Below are 17,151 nucleotides of genomic sequence, written 5' to 3'. Positions count from 1 at the left end.
CGAGTCTCGTTTCCCGCTCCAAAATTTGAAAGACATACCACACCAGTCGCAGTATTCAGGTTGCTACACGGTAGCTTGAATGACGATGATTAAGCGGGAATAGCTCAGTTGGTAGAGCACGACCTTGCCAAGGTCGGGGTCGCGAGTTCGAGTCTCGTTTCCCGCTCCAAATTTTCTTCCATCTCTTATTTATCCACAGTGCAATCCAGCGCCGGGGATGATTTTCATTTGATATCCAGAAATACTGTGAACAGAGTTATCCACAGGTTGTCGTTCCGTCTTTGACGGCGTAAATGCTTCGCTTTGTAAATAGTATCTTTATATACCATTGAAATTTAACAATTAAATTTCATTTCGAAATGTTAATCCGATCACTTGACCTCGGTCTGCGCCTTGAAACGCAATGTGTTTTAGATTTTATTCACAGCCTGTGAATGAATCAGGCGTCGCGCGGCAAGCCTTTCTCTACTACCCTGACCAGACGTAATTTTTTCGGCAGTTGTACTTCGACGGCGTCGGCGTTCCGCTTGTTTATTTGCTCAGCGATAGCCCATTCGATGTGCTCGTCGAGAAGCGGGTGCTCACCCCGGCGACTCTCCAGCGCGCGAAGATGGGCTTCATCCCAGGGCGCATTGCCCAGCGCGACGGCGATATTGCGCAGCCAGCGCAGGTGGCCAATGCGACGAATCGCCGACCCTTCGGTTACCTTCAGAAACCACGCTTCGCTCCAGGCGAACAGCTCCACCAGCGGTGGCGCATGCAACGCTTTGCGTGGACTGAAATCCTCTTCATCGGTGAGCTGTGAGAAACGGTTCCACGGACAGATCAACTGACAATCATCACAACCGTAAATACGGTTGCCGATAAGCGGACGGAACTCCTCCGGGATAGAGCCTTCCAGTTCAATGGTGAGATAGGAGATGCAGCGCCGGGCGTCGACGGTGTAGGGCTCAACGATGGCGCCGGTGGGGCAGATGGTCATGCAGGCGACGCAGCGTCCGCACTCCTCCGCAACCGGGCTGTCGACCGGTAGAGGCAGATCGATCAGCAGTTCGCCGAGGAAAAAGAATGATCCCGCGTCGCGGCTTAAGATAAGTGAGTGCTTACCTGTCCAGCCAAGGCCCGCTTTTTCTGCGATTGGCCGCTCCAGGATAGGCGCGGAATCGACAAAAGGTCTAAAATTGAGCGAAGCACACTGTTCCTGAATCTTCTCCCCCAGTTTTTTCAGGCGATTACGTAGCAGCTTATGATAATCACGCCCGAGGGCATAACGGCTGACGTAACCCAGTGCGGGATCTTTCAGGGTGCGGGCAAAGGCGGCGTTGGCGGGCAGATAGTTCATCCGCACGCTGATAACGCGTAACGTACCGGGCAGCAGTTCGTGGGGACGGGCGCGCATCATACCGTGACGGGCCATCCACTCCATTTCGCCGTGGTATTGTTTATCCAGCCATGCCTGCAGTTTGGGTTCACTAGCGCTGAGGTCGGTATCGGCGATACCCACCTGCTGGAACCCGAGCTCTGTGCCCCACTGTTTGATTTGTTGCGCTAACTGAACGAGATCGAGGGGCTGTGACATGATGGACCATACAATGACGAAAAACCCTGACAGTATACCATACAACATTTGGCCTGCGGAGGCGCTGCGCCTGGCCGAACGAGAGGCGGCGGACAGCCTGGGGCTGACGCTGTTCGAACTGATGCAGCGCGCGGGCGAGGCGGCCTTTCAGCTGGCCAGCCGCGCTTATCCCGCCAGCGCGCACTGGCTGATCCTCTGCGGACATGGCAACAACGGCGGCGACGGATATGTTGTCGCGCGTCTGGCACAGGCCGCGGGGCGGCGGGTGACGCTGCTGGCGGTAGAGAGTGACAGCCCGCTGCCGGAAGAGGCGCAGGCGGCGCGGGAGGCGTGGCTTAACGCCGGCGGCGTGATCCATGCGGCGACTATCCCGTGGCCCGACGATATCTCACTGATTATTGATGGCCTGCTCGGCACCGGTCTGCGCAGTGCGCCGCGCGATCCCGTCGCGGCGCTCATCCACCAGGCGAACCACCACCCGGCGCCGGTGGTGGCGCTGGATATCCCTTCCGGCCTGAATGCGCAGACCGGCGCGACCCCAGGTGCAGTGGTTCAGGCCGACCACACCCTGACCTTTATCGCCCTCAAACCCGGGCTGCTGACCGGCAAGGCGCGGGATGTCGTCGGGCATCTCCATCATCATGCCCTTGGGCTCGAGCGCTGGCTCGCCGGGCAAAGTACTCCCCTGACGCGGTTTTGCGCCGCCCACCTCGCCGACTGGCTGCCGCCGCGGCGGGCCACCTCCCATAAGGGCGATCACGGCAAGCTGGTGATTGTCGGCGGCGATCGCGGCACAGCAGGCGCTATCCGTATGTGCGGTGAAGCGGCCCTACGCAGCGGTGCAGGGCTGGTGCGAGTGCTTACTCACCCGGAGAACGTGGCGCCCATTGTCACCGTGCGGCCGGAATTAATGGTAGATGAACTGACGCCCCAGACCCTGAAAGCCGCGCTGGAATGGGCTGATGTGGTGGCGATTGGCCCGGGTCTGGGGCAGCGCGAATGGGGGCGCAGCGCCCTGCGCACGGTGGAAAGTTTTAACAAACCGATGGTCTGGGACGCTGACGCGCTGAACCTGCTGGCATTCAATCCCGATAAACGTCACAATCGCGTGTTAACGCCGCACCCCGGCGAAGCGGCCCGTCTGCTGAACGTTAGCGTGGCAGAAATTGAAAGCGATCGCTTACTTTCTGCGCAGCGTCTGGTAAAACGGTATGGTGGCGTGGTTGTGCTGAAAGGCGCAGGCACGGTGGTGGCCAGTGAAAGCGGGGCGATGGGCATTATCGATGCCGGCAATGCCGGGATGGCCAGCGGCGGGATGGGCGATGTGCTTACCGGCATTATTGCCGCATTGTTAGGACAGCACCTGACGCCGTATGATGCAGCCTGTGCCGGGTGCGTCGCTCATGGCGATGCCGCCGACCGGGTGGCCGCTCGCGAGGGCACCCGCGGTATGCTGGCGACCGATCTCTTTTCCACGCTCAGGCGTGTTGTTAACCCGGATGTGATTGACGTAGACCATGATTAACCGAGTGATTCCTTTACCCGATGAGCAGGCCACGCTGGCCCTTGGCGACCGCATCGCGCAGGCCTGTACCGGCGCCACCGTGATTTATCTGTATGGTGATTTAGGCGCGGGGAAAACGACCTTCAGCCGCGGATTTTTGCAGGCGCTCGGTCACCGCGGCAATGTCAAAAGCCCAACCTATACCCTGGTGGAGCCGTATACCCTCGAGAATCTGATGGTATATCACTTCGATCTCTACCGACTGGCGGATCCTGAGGAGCTCGAATTTATGGGGATCCGTGATTATTTTGCCGACGATGCCATCTGCCTGGTGGAATGGCCGCAGCAAGGCGCAGGTGTCCTGCCTGACCCGGATGTTGAAATTCACCTTGATTACCAGGCACAAGGGCGTGAGGCGCGTATTACCGCGATCTCCTCACGGGGTGAATCTTTACTGGCGCGTTTAGCCATTTAGCCTGAAGGATGACGGGATGAAGTATCGCATAACCACCTGGCTTGCCGCTGCGCTAATGCTCTCGAGTCTTCACGCCACTGCGGCGAGTTTATCCGATATCCAGGTCTCCAACGGAGACCAGCAGGCCCGTATTACCCTAAGTTTTGTCGGTGAGCCGGAGTACTCCTTTACCCCACAGGGTAAACGTCTGGTCGCGCTGGATATCAAGCAGACCGGCGTATTGCAGGGACTACCGCTGCAGTTTAGCGGCAGCAACCTGGTGAAGAGTATTCGCGCCGGTACGCCGCAGGATACGCAGACGCTGCGTCTGCTGGTGGATTTGACGGAAGATGGTAAAACGCGAGCGGTGAAGCAGCAGAACGGGGCGAATTACACGGTGGTCTTTACCATCAACGCCGACGCACCGCCGCCACCGCCACCGCCACCGCCGCCTGTGGTGGTGAAACGGGCTGACCCGCCGCCAGTGATGCCTTCCCGGACGGCGACGTCAGGGCGTAACCCGTTCAGCTCGTCGGGTCATGAACGGCAGACGGCGATGACCTCCTCCCAGCCGGCGATGACCAACAATCAGACCGTGACTCGCCCGGCGGCCCGTACGGTGTCGGCGGATGATAAGGTGATTATCGCCATCGATGCCGGACACGGCGGTCAGGATCCTGGCGCAATTGGTCCGAATGGCACCAAAGAGAAGAACGTCACTATCGCTATCGCGCGCAAGCTGCGGGCGTTACTGAACGCCGATCCGCAGTTTAAGCCGGTGCTGACCCGCGACGGAGATTACTTTATTTCGGTGATGGGCCGCTCTGACGTAGCGCGTAAGCAAAACGCCAACTTCCTCGTCTCTATCCATGCTGATGCCGCGCCAAACCGCGATGCGACCGGCGCCTCGGTGTGGGTGCTCTCGAACCGTCGCGCCAACAGCGAAATGGCCGGTTGGCTCGAGCAGCATGAGAAGCAGTCTGAACTGCTCGGCGGGGCAGGCGACGTGCTGGCGAACAGCCAGGCCGACCCCTACCTGAGCCAGGCGGTGCTGGATCTGCAGTTCGGTCATTCCCAGCGCGTCGGCTACGATGTGGCGACCAACGTGCTGAGCCAGCTGCAGCGCATTGGCAACCTGCACAAACGCCGCCCGGAGCATGCCAGCCTCGGTGTATTGCGCTCGCCGGATATCCCGTCGATCCTCGTGGAAACGGGCTTTATCAGTAACAACGGTGAAGAGCGGCTGCTGGGGAGCGATGATTACCAGGAGCAGATTGCGGAGGCGATTTATAACGGCCTGCGCAACTACTTTATGCAGCATCCGCTGCAATCGGCGCCTCGCGGCGAGGCGGCGCAGACCGCCAGCGCCGCAGCGCCAGGCGGGATGTTGATTAACTAAGGAGCAGGGGATGCCGATTCAGGTTCTGCCGCCGCAGCTCGCCAACCAGATTGCCGCCGGCGAAGTGGTGGAGCGGCCCGCGTCGGTGGTGAAAGAGCTGGTTGAGAACAGCCTTGATGCTGGCGCTACGCGGATTGACATTGATATCGAACGCGGCGGCGCGAAGCTCATTCGCATCCGCGATAACGGCAGTGGCATCAAAAAAGACGAGCTGGCGTTGGCCCTGGCCCGTCATGCGACCAGCAAGATCGCCTCGCTTGACGATCTGGAGGCGATTATCAGCCTCGGCTTTCGCGGCGAAGCGCTGGCCAGTATCAGTTCGGTGGCGCGCTTAACGCTGACTTCGCGCACGGCGGAGCAGCAGGAAGCCTGGCAAGCTTATGCCGAAGGCCGCGATCAGGCGGTAACGGTGAAGCCGGCGGCGCACCCGGTCGGCACCACCCTGGAAGTCCTCGATCTGTTCTACAACACGCCGGCGCGGCGCAAATTTATGCGCACCGAAAAAACCGAGTTCGGCCACATTGACGAGGTGGTGCGCCGCATTGCGCTGGCGCGCTTCGACGTCACCATTAACCTCAACCATAACGGTAAGGTGATACGACAGTATCGGGCAGTGGCGCAGGATGGCCAGCGGGAGCGGCGGCTGGGAACCATTTGCGGCGCCGCTTTTCTCGAACATGCGCTGGCGATCGAGTGGCAGCATGGCGATCTGACCCTGCGCGGCTGGGTTGCCGATCCGCTCCATACCACCCCGGCGCTGGCGGAAATTCAGTACTGTTACGTCAACGGCCGGATGATGCGCGACCGGCTGATCAATCATGCTATCCGCCAGGCCTGTGAAGACAAGCTGGGCGCCGATCAGCAGCCGGCGTTTGTGCTGTATCTGGAGATCGCTCCCCATCAGGTGGATGTGAACGTTCATCCGGCCAAGCATGAGGTGCGTTTCCATCAGTCTCGCCTGGTGCATGACTTTATCTACCAGGGCGTACTGAGCGTGCTGCAGCAACAGCTTGATGCGCCGCTGGCGGAAAAAGACGACCCGCCGACGCCGCGCCAGATGCCGGAGAATCGCATCGCCGCAGGCGGCAACCAGTTTGCTCGGCCGTCGGAAGCGCGTGAAGCGGCAACCCGATTCAGCATCACATCGTCGCGTGAGCCGGCTGCCTCCGGCGGCAGTTCTGGCGGCGCGAGCTGGCCGCATGCGCAGCCCGGTTACCAGAAGCAGCAGGGCGCGCTTTATCGTCAGTTGCTCGACACGCCCGCCGCTCCGCGACCCGCGCAGCCGTCCGCCGCCCCGGCGGAACTGGCTGGTCACAGTCAGAGTTTTGGCAGAGTGCTGACGATTGTCGGCGGCGATTGCGCGCTGCTGGAGCGCGAGGGCAGTCTGGCGCTGCTGTCGTTGACCGTTGCCGAGCGCTGGCTGCGCCAGGCGCAGTTGACGCCGGGTACGGAAGCGGTATGTGCCCAGCCGCTGCTGATCCCGTTGCGGTTAAAAGTCACGGAAGGGGAGAAGCGGGCGCTGGCCGCTGCGCAGTCGGCGCTGACGCAGTTGGGGATCGAGCTTCATACCGATGCCCTGCACGTGACGGTGCGCGCGGTCCCTTTACCCTTAAGACAACAAAATTTACAAATCTTGATTCCTGAACTGATAGGCTACCTGGCGCAGCAAAACGCATTCGACGTCGGCAACATCGCCCAATGGATGGCGCGTAATCTGACGAGCGAACAGGCGTCATGGAATATGGCGCAGGCGATTGCGCTGCTGGCGGACGTCGAACGTCTTTGCCCGCAGCTGGTGAAAACGCCGCCGGGTGGCCTGTTACAACCTGTAGATCTCCATTCGGCGATGAATGCCCTGAAAGATGAATGATGTAACCGAGGCGAGCCTGCCCAAGGCAATTTTTTTAATGGGCCCGACGGCCTCAGGTAAAACCGCGCTGGCGATAGCCTTACGTAAAGTTTTGCCAGTAGAGTTGATTAGTGTTGATTCCGCCCTCATTTATCGGGGAATGGATATTGGCACTGCCAAACCGGATGCCGCGGAGCTTAGCGCTGCGCCGCACCGGCTGCTGGATATTTTGGATCCCGCAGAAGCCTATTCCGCGGCTGATTTTCGCCGCGACGCGCTGGCGGCGATGGCCGATATTGTCGCCGCCGGGCGTATTCCGCTGTTAGTCGGCGGAACGATGTTGTATTTCAAAGCGTTGCTGGAAGGATTGTCGCCCTTACCGTCGGCTGACCCAGAGGTCAGAGCGCGGATTGAGCAGCAGGCCGCAGAGCAGGGGTGGAACGCGTTACATCAGCAATTACAGGAAATTGATCCCGTGGCTGCTGCGCGTATTCATCCAAATGATCCGCAAAGGCTTTCCCGGGCACTGGAAGTTTTTTTCATTTCGGGTAAAACTTTAACGGAACTGACGCAAACGTCAGGAGACGCTCTGCCATATCAGGTGCATCAGTTCGCCATCGCCCCGGCGAGCCGTGAACTGCTCCATCAACGCATAGAACAGCGTTTTCATCAGATGTTAGCTTCAGGTTTTGAAGCAGAAGTACGGGCGCTTTTTGCCCGCGGAGATTTGCATACGGATATGCCTTCCATCCGTTGTGTTGGATACCGCCAGATGTGGTCATACCTCAATGGCGAGATCCCTTATGATGAGATGGTTTATCGAGGTGTTTGCGCCACGAGACAGTTAGCCAAACGTCAGGTCACCTGGCTGCGCGGTTGGGAAGGTGTGCACTGGTTAGACAGTGAACAACCTGAACAAGCGCTCAACAAAGTATTACAGGTTGTTGGTGCGAGCCAGAACTGAACGTGTACAATTGAACGGTATCGTGCGTAATTTTTTTTAAGAATCGTAAGGTTCTGAGTACAAAACAAGCATACATATAAGGAAAAGAGAGAATGGCTAAGGGGCAATCTTTACAAGATCCGTTCCTGAACGCTTTGCGTCGGGAACGCGTTCCGGTTTCTATTTATTTGGTGAATGGTATCAAGCTGCAAGGGCAAATTGAGTCTTTCGATCAGTTCGTGATCCTGTTGAAGAACACGGTCAGCCAGATGGTCTATAAGCACGCAATTTCTACTGTTGTCCCGTCTCGCCCGGTGTCTCACCACAGCAATAATGCTGGCGGCGGTTCCAGTAACTATCACCACGGTGGTAGCGCGCAGGGCTCTTCTGCGCCGCAACAAGACAGCGACGACGCCGAATAAGGCCAGTGCTGTTTTTCCACGCCGGGGAGCCAGGTTTTCTGTGTTCCCCGCTGGTATTTTATAAGGGGTTTACGCTTGTTTGACCGTTATGACGCCGGTGAGCAGGCGGTACTGGTACACATCTATTTTTCGCAAGACAAAGATATGGAAGATCTCCAGGAGTTTGAAACTCTGGCCTCTTCCGCCGGTGTCGAAGCAATGCAGGTGATTACCGGTAGCCGTAAAGCACCGCACCCGAAGTATTTTGTTGGTGAAGGTAAGGCAGTCGAAATTGCGGAAGCCGTTAAAGCGACCGGCGCGTCGGTCGTGCTCTTCGATCATGCCCTGAGTCCGGCGCAAGAACGCAACCTGGAACGTCTGTGCGAATGCCGGGTTATCGATCGCACCGGTCTTATTTTAGATATTTTCGCCCAGCGCGCGCGCACCCATGAAGGGAAACTGCAGGTTGAGCTGGCGCAGTTGCGCCATATGGCAACCCGTCTCGTCCGCGGCTGGACCCACCTTGAAAGACAGAAAGGCGGGATTGGTTTGCGTGGCCCGGGTGAAACCCAGCTCGAAACCGACCGTCGTTTATTGCGTAACCGCATCATGCAGATCCTGTCGCGACTGGAAAAAGTTGAGAAACAGCGTGAGCAGGGGCGGCGGTCGCGCGCGAAAGCCGATATTCCAACCGTGTCGCTGGTGGGCTACACCAACGCCGGAAAATCAACGCTCTTTAACCAGATCACCGCTGCCGAGGTCTATGCCGCGAACCAGCTGTTCGCCACCCTGGACCCGACGCTGCGCCGCATTGACGTCCCTGACGTCGGCGAAACGGTACTGGCCGATACCGTCGGCTTTATTCGCCATCTGCCGCACGATCTGGTAGCCGCGTTTAAAGCGACGTTGCAGGAGACGCGTCAGGCGACGCTGCTGCTGCATGTGATTGACGCGGCGGATGTCCGTGTGCAGGAAAACATTGATGCGGTAAATACGGTTCTCGCTGAGATTGAAGCCGATGAGATCCCCGCGCTGATGGTGATGAACAAAATCGACATGCTTGACGATTTTGAACCGCGCATCGATCGCGACGATGAAAATAAACCGATTCGGGTCTGGCTTTCAGCCCAGACCGGGGTTGGCGTACCACTGCTTTTTCAGGCATTAACGGAACGTCTTTCCGGTGAAGTGGCCCAGCATACGCTGCGCTTACCGCCGAAAGAAGGGCGACTGAGAAGCCGTTTCTATCAGCTTCAGGCGATAGAAAAAGAGTGGATGGAGGATGACGGCAGCGTGAGTCTGCAGGTGCGCATGCCGATCGTTGACTGGCGGCGCCTCTGTAAGCAAGAGCCAACGCTTGTTGACTATGTGGTTTAACCTTGCAGCTTGCCTGAAGATATTGACCCCTGTGGGGATATCAAAAACAAATATGGAGCATATACATGGCGTGGAATCAGCCCGGTAATAACGGACAGGACCGCGACCCGTGGGGGAGCAGCAAACCTGGCGGCAACTCTGAGGGAAATGGCAACAAAGGTGGTCGCGAGCAGGGGCCGCCGGATCTGGATGATATCTTCCGCAAGTTAAGTAAAAAACTTGGCGGGCTCGGCGGCGGCAAGGGCGGACTGGGCGGTGGTAATAACGCGCAGACCCCTCGCGGACCGATGGGCGGGCGTATTGTCGGCATCGTTGCCGCGGCGGCAGTGATTATCTGGGCGGCCAGCGGTTTTTATACCATTAAAGAAGCCGAACGCGGCGTCGTGACCCGTTTTGGTAAGTTCAGCCATCTGGTTGAGCCAGGCCTGAACTGGAAACCGACCTTTATCGATAACGTTCAGGCGGTGAACGTGGAGTCGGTACGTGAACTGGCCGCTTCCGGCGTCATGCTGACCTCTGACGAAAACGTCGTGCGCGTTGAGATGAACGTGCAGTACCGCGTCACCGATCCGGAACGCTATCTGTTTAGCGTTACCAGCGCGGATGACAGTCTGCGTCAGGCGACTGACAGCGCGCTGCGCGGCGTGATCGGCAAATACACTATGGATCGCATTCTGACCGAAGGTCGTACTGTGATCCGTAGCGATACCCAGCGCGAGCTGGAAGAGACTATCCGCCCGTACAACATGGGGATCACCCTGCTTGACGTCAACTTCCAGACGGCACGTCCGCCGGAAGAGGTGAAGGCGGCGTTTGACGATGCCATTGCCGCGCGTGAGAACGAGCAGCAGTACATCCGTGAAGCGGAAGCTTATACCAACGAAGTACAGCCGCGGGCGAATGGCCAGGCGCAGCGTATCCTTGAAGAGGCGCGTGCCTACAAGACCCAGACCGTCCTGGAAGCCCAGGGTGAAGTGGCTCGCTTTGCTAAGCTCCTGCCGGAATACAAAGCCGCGCCGGAAATTACCCGCGAGCGTCTGTATATCGAAACCATGGAAAAAGTGCTGAGCCACACCCGTAAAGTGCTGGTCAATGACAGCAAAAACGGCAATCTGATGGTTCTGCCGCTTGACCAGATGCTGAAAGGCGCCGCCGCGCCGGCAGCAAAGAGCGATAGCAGTGACGCCAGCGATCTGCTGCGTCTGCCACCTGCATCCAGCACAGGCAGCGCCAGCACCTCATCAACCTCGAGCTCAACCGGGGGTAGCATTATGGACCAACGCCGCGCTAACGCGCAGCGTAACGACTACCAGCGTCAGGGGGAATAACGATGCGTAAATCTGTTATCGCGATCATTGTCATCGTGCTGGTAGTGCTCTACATGTCAGTCTTTGTCGTAAAGGAAGGCGAGCGCGGGATTACGCTGCGTTTCGGTAAAGTTCTGCGCGACGACGAAAACAAGCCGCTGGTGTATGCGCCGGGCCTGCACTTCAAGATCCCGTTTATCGAATCGGTGAAGATGCTGGATGCGCGTATCCAGACCATGGACAACCAGGCTGACCGTTTTGTGACCAAAGAGAAAAAAGACCTGATCGTCGACTCCTATATCAAGTGGCGCATCAGTGACTTCAGCCGTTACTACCTGGCAACCGGCGGCGGCGACGTCTCCCAGGCCGAGGTGCTGCTGAAGCGTAAATTCTCTGACCGTCTGCGTTCTGAAATTGGTCGTCTGGATGTGAAAGACATCGTCACCGACTCCCGTGGCCGCCTGACGCTGGAAGTGCGCGATGCGCTGAACTCGGGTTCTGCTGGCACGGAAGACGAGGTCAGCACCCCGGCGGCTGATGACGCTATCGCCAAAGCCGCTGAGCGGGTGGAAGCGGAAACCAACGGCAAAGTGCAGGTGATCAACCCGAACAGTATGGCGGCGCTGGGTATCGAAGTTGTCGACGTGCGTATCAAACAGATCAACCTGCCGGCAGAAGTGTCGGAAGCGATTTATAACCGTATGCGCGCGGAGCGTGAAGCGGTTGCTCGTCGCCACCGTTCACAGGGTCAGGAAGAAGCTGAGAAACTGCGCGCGACCGCAGACTATGAAGTCACCAAGACGCTGGCGGAAGCCGAGCGCCAGGGTCGTATCCTGCGTGGTGAAGGCGATGCGGAATCGGCAAAACTGTTTGCCGACGCGTTCAGCCAGGATCCAGGCTTCTACTCCTTTATCCGTAGCCTGCGTGCCTATGAGAAGAGCTTCCAGAGCAACCAGGATGTGATGGTCCTGAGCCCGGACAGTGATTTCTTCCGCTATATGCGTTCACCGGATTCGGCGCGTAAATAAGCCGCAGAGGGTGTAAGCCTGAAGTGCTAACGCGAAAAGGCGCCTGTTTCAGGCGCCTTTTTTCATACTGCGGGGGCGTGAATTAGTTGCCGAGCAGTTTGTTCAGCAGGCCACCGATCACCGGCAGGCTCGCCAGCGCACTTTCGATGGTGCCACCGATAGTCGACCCAACGCTTTCGCCCAGGGTTTTGCCCAGGTCTGGCGCCAGGTCGGCCAGATTGAGGGTGCCAATCAGCGGCAGGTTGATGCTCAGGGCATCGGTACCCATCGTCCATGCGGCGGCGCCGACCTTGCTGCCTAAGGAAGCCAGGCCATCCTGCAACCAGCCTGCGCCGCTCACATTTTCGATTTCAAACGCGGTTAATTCTCTCATGATAATCTTCCTGATTATGTAGACGTACCGGGTTGTAGTACGCGACGGCATAGTTACAATTTAAAAAATATGGAGCAATACAATTAGTTGTGAATTTTGTTTCACCTTGCCAGTTCATAATGAAGATGAAATACGGGACAATATGAAATGAGTGAATGAATTCACCATGCTGGCCGATGACGCCCGCGAGGGCGACGATAATACTTTTCAATTAGGGTTGATAATGAACTCCACCATTTGGCTGGCGCTGGCGCTGGTTTTAGTACTCGAAGGGCTCGGCCCGCTGCTCTATCCTCGCGCCTGGCGCAAAATGGTCGCCAGCCTGAGCCAGTTACCGGATAATTTATTGCGCCGCTTTGGCGGCGGACTTGTGGTTGCAGGGATTGTGATCTACTACATGTTGAGGAAATCGATTGGCTGATCAAAAAGTGGTCGGATTTGCCTTATTTTGGATGCAAAAAGTGCTGTAACTCTGAAAAAGCGATGGTAGAATCCATTTTTAAGCAAACGGTGATTTTGAAAAATGGGTAACAACGTCGTCGTACTGGGCACCCAATGGGGTGACGAAGGTAAAGGGAAGATCGTCGATCTCCTGACAGAACGGGCTAAATATGTTGTGCGCTACCAGGGTGGCCATAACGCAGGCCATACTCTCGTAATCAACGGTGAAAAAACCGTCCTCCATCTTATTCCATCAGGTATTCTCCGTGAGAATGTAACCAGCATCATCGGTAACGGTGTTGTGCTGTCTCCGGCTGCGCTGATGAAAGAGATGAAAGGTCTGGAAGACCGTGGTATCCCTGTTCGTGAGCGTCTGCTGCTGTCCGAAGCCTGCCCGCTTATCCTCGACTATCACGTGGCGCTGGACGTCGCACGTGAGAAAGCACGCGGTGCGAAAGCTATCGGTACGACCGGTCGCGGTATCGGCCCGGCTTACGAAGATAAAGTTGCTCGTCGCGGTCTGCGCGTTGGCGACCTGTTTGATAAAGCCACCTTCGCTGACAAACTGAAAGAAGTGATGGAATATCACAACTTCCAGTTGGTGAACTTCTACAAAGCAGAAGCGGTTGACTACCAGAAAGTGCTGGACGATGTCATGGCGATTGCCGACATCCTCACCAGCATGGTCGTTGATGTTTCCGATCTGCTGGATCAGGCGCGTAAGCGCGGCGACTTCGTGATGTTCGAAGGCGCGCAGGGTACCCTGCTGGATATCGACCACGGTACCTATCCGTACGTAACTTCCTCCAACACCACAGCTGGTGGCGTGGCGACCGGTTCTGGCCTGGGTCCGCGTTATGTGGATTACGTACTGGGTATCATCAAAGCTTACTCGACTCGCGTAGGCGCGGGTCCGTTCCCGACCGAGCTGTTTGATGAAACTGGCGAGTTCCTCTGCAAGCAGGGTAACGAATTCGGCGCCACCACCGGTCGTCGTCGTCGTACCGGCTGGCTGGACGCGGTTGCAGTACGCCGCGCGGTGCAGATTAACTCCCTGTCCGGCTTCTGCCTGACTAAACTGGACGTCCTCGACGGCCTGAAAGAAGTGAAAATCTGCGTCGGCTACCGTATGCCGGACGGCCGTGAAGTGACCACCACTCCGCTGGCTGCCGACAACTGGGAAGGTATCGAGCCTATCTACGAAACCATGCCGGGCTGGTCCGAAACCACCTTTGGCGTGAAAGAGCGCAGCGGTCTGCCGCAGGCAGCGCTGAACTACATCGCTCGTATTGAAGAGCTGACCGGCGTGCCGGTGGATATCATCTCTACTGGTCCAGACCGTACCGAGACCATGATTCTGCGCGACCCGTTCGACGCGTAATCACTCTCAAGGGGCGCCGTTCGGGCGCCCTTGTTTTTGCTGTTCGCCCGCCCCATTTCAAATAAATTAGCGGCCTGAGCGCTGGCTGGTTTATCATCAATAATAATGATGTCGCTCGACATACCCTGTTTTCTTTTCCCTGAGGTTTATGTGCAGTTAACGAGTTTCACCGATTACGGATTACGCGCGCTGATTTATATGGCGTCGCTGCCGGAAGGACGCATGACCAGCATCTCGGAAGTGACCGAGGTCTATGGCGTCTCCCGTAATCATATGGTTAAAATAATCAATCAGTTAAGCCGCATGGGCTACGTGACTGCCGTGCGGGGGAAGAATGGGGGCATTCGCCTCGGTAAACCAGCAGGGCAGATCCGCGTGGGCGACGTGGTGCGCGACCTTGAACCCTTATCGCTGGTCAACTGCAGCAGCGAATTTTGCCACATTACACCAGCCTGTCGTCTGAAACAGGCGCTAGCTGAAGCCGCGCAGAGTTTTCTCAAGGAGCTGGATAACTATACGCTGGCTGATTTGGTTGAGAAGAATCAACCGCTTTATAAATTATTACTGGTGGAGTGACGCCACTCTGCCGGAGATGACAACGGAGGAACCGATATGTCACAAGATCCATTCCAGGAACGCGAAGCTGAGAAGTACGCTAATCCCATCCCGAGCCGGGAATTTATCCTCGAACATTTAACCAAACGGGAAAAGCCTGCCAGCCGCGATGAGCTGGCCATCGAGTTGAATATTGAGGGCGAAGAACAAATAGAAGCGCTGCGCCGCCGCCTGCGCGCGATGGAGCGCGACGGTCAGCTGGTCTTCACACGCCGCCAGTGCTATGCGCTGCCGGAGCGTCTTGATCTCCTCAAAGGTACCGTTATTGGCCACCGTGATGGCTATGGATTCCTGCGCGTTGAAGGGCGCAAGGACGATCTGTATCTGTCGTCAGAGCAGATGAAAACCTGTATTCACGGTGACCAGGTGCTGGCCCAGCCGCTGGGTGCGGACCGTAAGGGCCGCCGCGAGGCGCGCATCGTTCGTGTGCTGGTACCGAAAACCAGCCAGATTGTTGGCCGCTACTTCACCGACGCTGGTGTCGGCTTCGTCGTCCCGGACGACAGTCGCCTGAGCTTCGATATCCTGATCCCGCCTGAAGATATTATGGGCGCGCGGATGGGCTACGTGGTGGTGGTCGAACTGACCCAGCGCCCAACCCGCCGCACCAAAGCGGTCGGGAAAATCGTCGAAGTGCTGGGCGACAACATGGGCACCGGCATGGCCGTCGATATGGCGCTGCGTACCCATGAAATTCCTTACGTCTGGCCGCCGGCGGTGGAAAAACAAGTTTCCGGCCTCAAAGAGCAGGTGCCGGAAGAGGCGAAAGCCGGACGCGTCGATCTGCGCTCTCTGCCGCTGGTCACTATTGATGGCGAAGATGCCCGCGACTTCGATGACGCGGTGTACTGCGAGAAGAAACGCGGCGGCGGCTGGCGTCTGTGGGTGGCTATCGCCGACGTGAGCTACTATGTGCGCCCTGGTACGCCGCTGGACGGCGAAGCGCGTAGCCGCGGGACGTCGGTCTACTTCCCGTCGCAGGTGGTACCGATGCTGCCGGAAGTGCTGTCGAACGGCCTGTGCTCGCTGAACCCGCAGGTCGATCGCCTGTGTATGGTGTGCGAGATGACGATTTCGTCAAAAGGCCGCCTGACCGGCTTTAAGTTCTATGAAGCGGTGATGAGTTCACATGCTCGCCTGACCTACACCAAAGTGTGGCATATGCTGCAGGGCGATCAGGAGCTGCGCGAACACTACGCGCCGCTGGTGAAGCATATTGAAGAGCTGCATAACCTCTACAAAGTGCTGGAGAGCGCCCGCGAAGAGCGCGGCGGTATCTCATTTGAAAGTGAAGAAGCTAAATTCATCTTCAATGCCGAACGCCGTATTGAGCGTATCGAACAGACTCAGCGTAACGATGCGCATAAGCTGATTGAAGAGTGTATGATCCTGGCGAACATCTCCGCCGCGCGTTTCGTTGAGAAAGCGCAGGAGCCGGCACTGTTCCGTATCCACGATAAGCCAAGCACCGAAGCGATTACCTCGTTCCGTACCGTGCTGGCTGAGCTGGGACTGGAGCTGCCGGGCGGCAACAAGCCGGAGCCGCGCGATTACGCCGAACTGTTGACCTCCATTGCCGATCGTCCGGATGCCGAAATGCTGCAAACGATGCTCCTGCGCTCCATGAAGCAGGCGGTCTACGATCCGGAAAACCGTGGCCACTTTGGCCTGGCGCTGCAGTCATACGCCCACTTCACCTCGCCGATTCGCCGCTACCCGGATCTGTCGCTACACCGCGCCATCAAGTATCTGCTGGCAAAAGAGCAGGGACATAAAGGGAATAGCACCGAGACCGGCGGCTGGCACTACAGCATGGAAGAGATGCTCCAGCTGGGCCAGCACTGTTCGATGACCGAGCGCCGCGCCGACGAAGCGACGCGTGAAGTGTCCGACTGGCTGAAGTGCGACTTCATGCAGGATCAGGTGGGCAACACCTTCTCCGGTGTCATCGCCAGCGTGACCGGCTTTGGCTTCTTTGTCCGCCTGAACGATCTGTTTATCGATGGTCTGGTGCATGTCTCCTCCCTGGATAACGACTATTACCGTTTTGACCAGGTTGGCCAGCGGCTGATCGGCGAGTCCGGCGGCCAGACTTATCGTCTGGGTGACCGCGTGGAAGTCCGCGTGGAAGCCGTCAACATGGATGAGCGTAAGATTGATTTCAGCCTGATTTCCAGCGAGCGTGCGCCGCGTAATGTTGGCAAAACCGCCCGTGAGAAAGCGAAAAAGAGCACCTCTGGCAAACCGGGTGGCCGTCGCCGCCAGGTGGGTAAACAGGTGAACTTCGAGCCGGATAGCGCGTTCCGCAAAGAAAAAGACCAGGCTAAAGCGAAGCCCAAAGGCGAGAAGAAAGCGAAAAAACCGTCGGCGAAAACACAGAAAATCGCCGCCGCGACCAAAGCCAAGCGCGCGGCAAAGAAGAAAATCGCCGAGTGATTGACGTCCCTTCACCCCAGCAGTCTGCTGGCGCAGAACGGGGTGAAGGGGACGGATAACAGAA

At 57.6% G+C, this 17,151-nt stretch carries 15 protein-coding genes and 2 tRNA genes (1 of these 17 cut by a window edge); 15 read left to right on the top strand and 2 right to left on the bottom strand.

The window, feature by feature from the left end; translation table 11 throughout:
• Together HMPREF3096_RS30810 and HMPREF3096_RS07405 are read left to right on the top strand one after the other, a co-directional pair.
• A tRNA-OTHER gene (locus tag HMPREF3096_RS30810) sits at positions 1 to 21 on the top strand (it extends 46 nt beyond the left edge of the window).
• 72 nt (positions 22 to 93) lie between these two features.
• A tRNA-Gly gene (locus tag HMPREF3096_RS07405) sits at positions 94 to 169 on the top strand.
• Positions 170 to 439: 270 nt separating this feature from the next.
• Here HMPREF3096_RS07405 and queG read toward each other — a convergent pair.
• Positions 440 to 1,579: a tRNA epoxyqueuosine(34) reductase QueG gene (queG, locus tag HMPREF3096_RS07400; protein ID WP_008807198.1), complete on the bottom strand. Its 1,140-nt coding sequence runs from the start codon at positions 1,577 to 1,579 to the stop codon at positions 440 to 442.
• 13 nt (positions 1,580 to 1,592) lie between these two features.
• On the opposite strand from queG, the gene nnr reads away from it, so the two are divergent.
• From nnr to hflC, 9 genes are all read left to right on the top strand, one after another.
• Entirely contained in the window at positions 1,593 to 3,104 is a 1,512-nt protein-coding gene (nnr, locus tag HMPREF3096_RS07395; protein ID WP_023323501.1) for a bifunctional ADP-dependent NAD(P)H-hydrate dehydratase/NAD(P)H-hydrate epimerase, read from the top strand.
• On the top strand, positions 3,097 to 3,558 hold the full coding sequence (gene tsaE / locus HMPREF3096_RS07390) for a tRNA (adenosine(37)-N6)-threonylcarbamoyltransferase complex ATPase subunit type 1 TsaE (protein WP_012543113.1): 462 nt from the start codon (positions 3,097 to 3,099) through the stop codon (positions 3,556 to 3,558). The genes nnr and tsaE overlap by 8 nt, the downstream gene beginning before the upstream one ends.
• A 16-nt stretch (positions 3,559 to 3,574) precedes the next feature.
• Complete coding sequence (gene amiB / locus HMPREF3096_RS07385) at positions 3,575 to 4,936, top strand: N-acetylmuramoyl-L-alanine amidase AmiB (RefSeq protein ID WP_032731770.1); 1,362 nt, start codon at positions 3,575 to 3,577, stop codon at positions 4,934 to 4,936.
• A gap of 10 nt (positions 4,937 to 4,946) precedes the next feature.
• Entirely contained in the window at positions 4,947 to 6,806 is a 1,860-nt protein-coding gene (gene mutL / locus HMPREF3096_RS07380) for a DNA mismatch repair endonuclease MutL (RefSeq protein WP_050887588.1), read from the top strand.
• Positions 6,799 to 7,749 carry a tRNA (adenosine(37)-N6)-dimethylallyltransferase MiaA gene (miaA, locus tag HMPREF3096_RS07375; protein WP_002885652.1) on the top strand — a complete coding sequence of 317 codons (951 nt, stop codon included), beginning with the start codon at positions 6,799 to 6,801 and terminating at the stop codon, positions 7,747 to 7,749. Before mutL ends, miaA begins: the two co-directional genes overlap by 8 nt.
• 92 nt (positions 7,750 to 7,841) lie before the next feature.
• Positions 7,842 to 8,150, top strand: coding sequence for an RNA chaperone Hfq (hfq, locus tag HMPREF3096_RS07370; protein WP_002885659.1), 309 nt, complete (start codon positions 7,842 to 7,844; stop codon positions 8,148 to 8,150).
• A gap of 75 nt (positions 8,151 to 8,225) precedes the next feature.
• Positions 8,226 to 9,506: a ribosome rescue GTPase HflX gene (gene hflX, locus HMPREF3096_RS07365; RefSeq protein WP_008807194.1), complete on the top strand. Its 1,281-nt coding sequence runs from the start codon at positions 8,226 to 8,228 to the stop codon at positions 9,504 to 9,506.
• Positions 9,507 to 9,571: 65 nt separating this feature from the next.
• Positions 9,572 to 10,834 (top strand): FtsH protease activity modulator HflK, encoded by a 1,263-nt coding sequence (gene hflK, locus HMPREF3096_RS07360; protein WP_012543112.1) that lies wholly within the window; start codon positions 9,572 to 9,574, stop codon positions 10,832 to 10,834.
• Positions 10,835 to 10,836: 2 nt separating this feature from the next.
• Positions 10,837 to 11,841, top strand: a complete 1,005-nt coding sequence (hflC, locus tag HMPREF3096_RS07355) for a protease modulator HflC (protein ID WP_002885662.1) — start codon at positions 10,837 to 10,839, stop codon at positions 11,839 to 11,841.
• An 82-nt stretch (positions 11,842 to 11,923) separates the two neighbouring features.
• Here hflC and HMPREF3096_RS07350 read toward each other — a convergent pair whose 3' ends face one another.
• On the bottom strand, positions 11,924 to 12,214 hold the full coding sequence (locus HMPREF3096_RS07350; protein ID WP_008807192.1) for a hypothetical protein: 291 nt from the start codon (positions 12,212 to 12,214) through the stop codon (positions 11,924 to 11,926).
• A 223-nt stretch (positions 12,215 to 12,437) separates the two neighbouring features.
• Here HMPREF3096_RS07350 and HMPREF3096_RS07345 point away from each other — a divergent pair, with 223 nt between their 5' ends.
• From HMPREF3096_RS07345 to rnr, 4 genes are all read left to right on the top strand, one after another.
• Positions 12,438 to 12,635: a DUF2065 domain-containing protein gene (locus tag HMPREF3096_RS07345; RefSeq protein WP_002885664.1), complete on the top strand. Its 198-nt coding sequence runs from the start codon at positions 12,438 to 12,440 to the stop codon at positions 12,633 to 12,635.
• Between the two features lie 102 nt (positions 12,636 to 12,737).
• The gene (locus HMPREF3096_RS07340; protein ID WP_023339448.1) at positions 12,738 to 14,036 is read left to right on the top strand and encodes an adenylosuccinate synthase; all 1,299 of its coding nucleotides are present in this window, start codon (positions 12,738 to 12,740) and stop codon (positions 14,034 to 14,036) included.
• Between the two features lie 150 nt (positions 14,037 to 14,186).
• Complete coding sequence (gene nsrR, locus HMPREF3096_RS07335) at positions 14,187 to 14,612, top strand: nitric oxide-sensing transcriptional repressor NsrR (protein ID WP_002885667.1); 426 nt, start codon at positions 14,187 to 14,189, stop codon at positions 14,610 to 14,612.
• A 36-nt stretch (positions 14,613 to 14,648) separates the two neighbouring features.
• A complete protein-coding gene (gene rnr / locus HMPREF3096_RS07330; RefSeq protein ID WP_008807189.1) occupies positions 14,649 to 17,087 on the top strand; it encodes a ribonuclease R in 2,439 nt (812 codons plus the stop codon).
• The last annotated feature ends 64 nt before the right edge of the window (positions 17,088 to 17,151 follow it).

Origin of the sequence: Klebsiella sp. HMSC25G12, from assembly GCF_001807705.1 — a bacterium.
Classification (GTDB): Bacteria; Pseudomonadota; Gammaproteobacteria; order Enterobacterales; family Enterobacteriaceae; genus Klebsiella; species Klebsiella variicola.
This window is presented reverse-complemented; position numbering and strand designations above follow the sequence as displayed.

Bases quoted from the DNA above. Each gene is read 5' to 3' on its own strand.
- queG (WP_008807198.1), bottom strand. From the start codon at position 1,579: ATGTCACAGCCCCTCGATCTCGTTCAGTTAGCGCAACAAATCAAACAG.
- nnr (WP_023323501.1), top strand. From the start codon at position 1,593: ATGACGAAAAACCCTGACAGTATACCATACAACATTTGGCCTGCGGAG.
- tsaE (WP_012543113.1), top strand. From the start codon at position 3,097: ATGATTAACCGAGTGATTCCTTTACCCGATGAGCAGGCCACGCTGGCC.
- amiB (WP_032731770.1), top strand. From the start codon at position 3,575: ATGAAGTATCGCATAACCACCTGGCTTGCCGCTGCGCTAATGCTCTCG.
- mutL (WP_050887588.1), top strand. From the start codon at position 4,947: ATGCCGATTCAGGTTCTGCCGCCGCAGCTCGCCAACCAGATTGCCGCC.
- miaA (WP_002885652.1), top strand. From the start codon at position 6,799: ATGAATGATGTAACCGAGGCGAGCCTGCCCAAGGCAATTTTTTTAATG.
- hfq (WP_002885659.1), top strand. From the start codon at position 7,842: ATGGCTAAGGGGCAATCTTTACAAGATCCGTTCCTGAACGCTTTGCGT.
- hflK (WP_012543112.1), top strand. From the start codon at position 9,572: ATGGCGTGGAATCAGCCCGGTAATAACGGACAGGACCGCGACCCGTGG.
- hflC (WP_002885662.1), top strand. From the start codon at position 10,837: ATGCGTAAATCTGTTATCGCGATCATTGTCATCGTGCTGGTAGTGCTC.
- HMPREF3096_RS07350 (WP_008807192.1), bottom strand. From the start codon at position 12,214: ATGAGAGAATTAACCGCGTTTGAAATCGAAAATGTGAGCGGCGCAGGC.
- HMPREF3096_RS07345 (WP_002885664.1), top strand. From the start codon at position 12,438: ATGAACTCCACCATTTGGCTGGCGCTGGCGCTGGTTTTAGTACTCGAA.
- HMPREF3096_RS07340 (WP_023339448.1), top strand. From the start codon at position 12,738: ATGGGTAACAACGTCGTCGTACTGGGCACCCAATGGGGTGACGAAGGT.
- rnr (WP_008807189.1), top strand. From the start codon at position 14,649: ATGTCACAAGATCCATTCCAGGAACGCGAAGCTGAGAAGTACGCTAAT.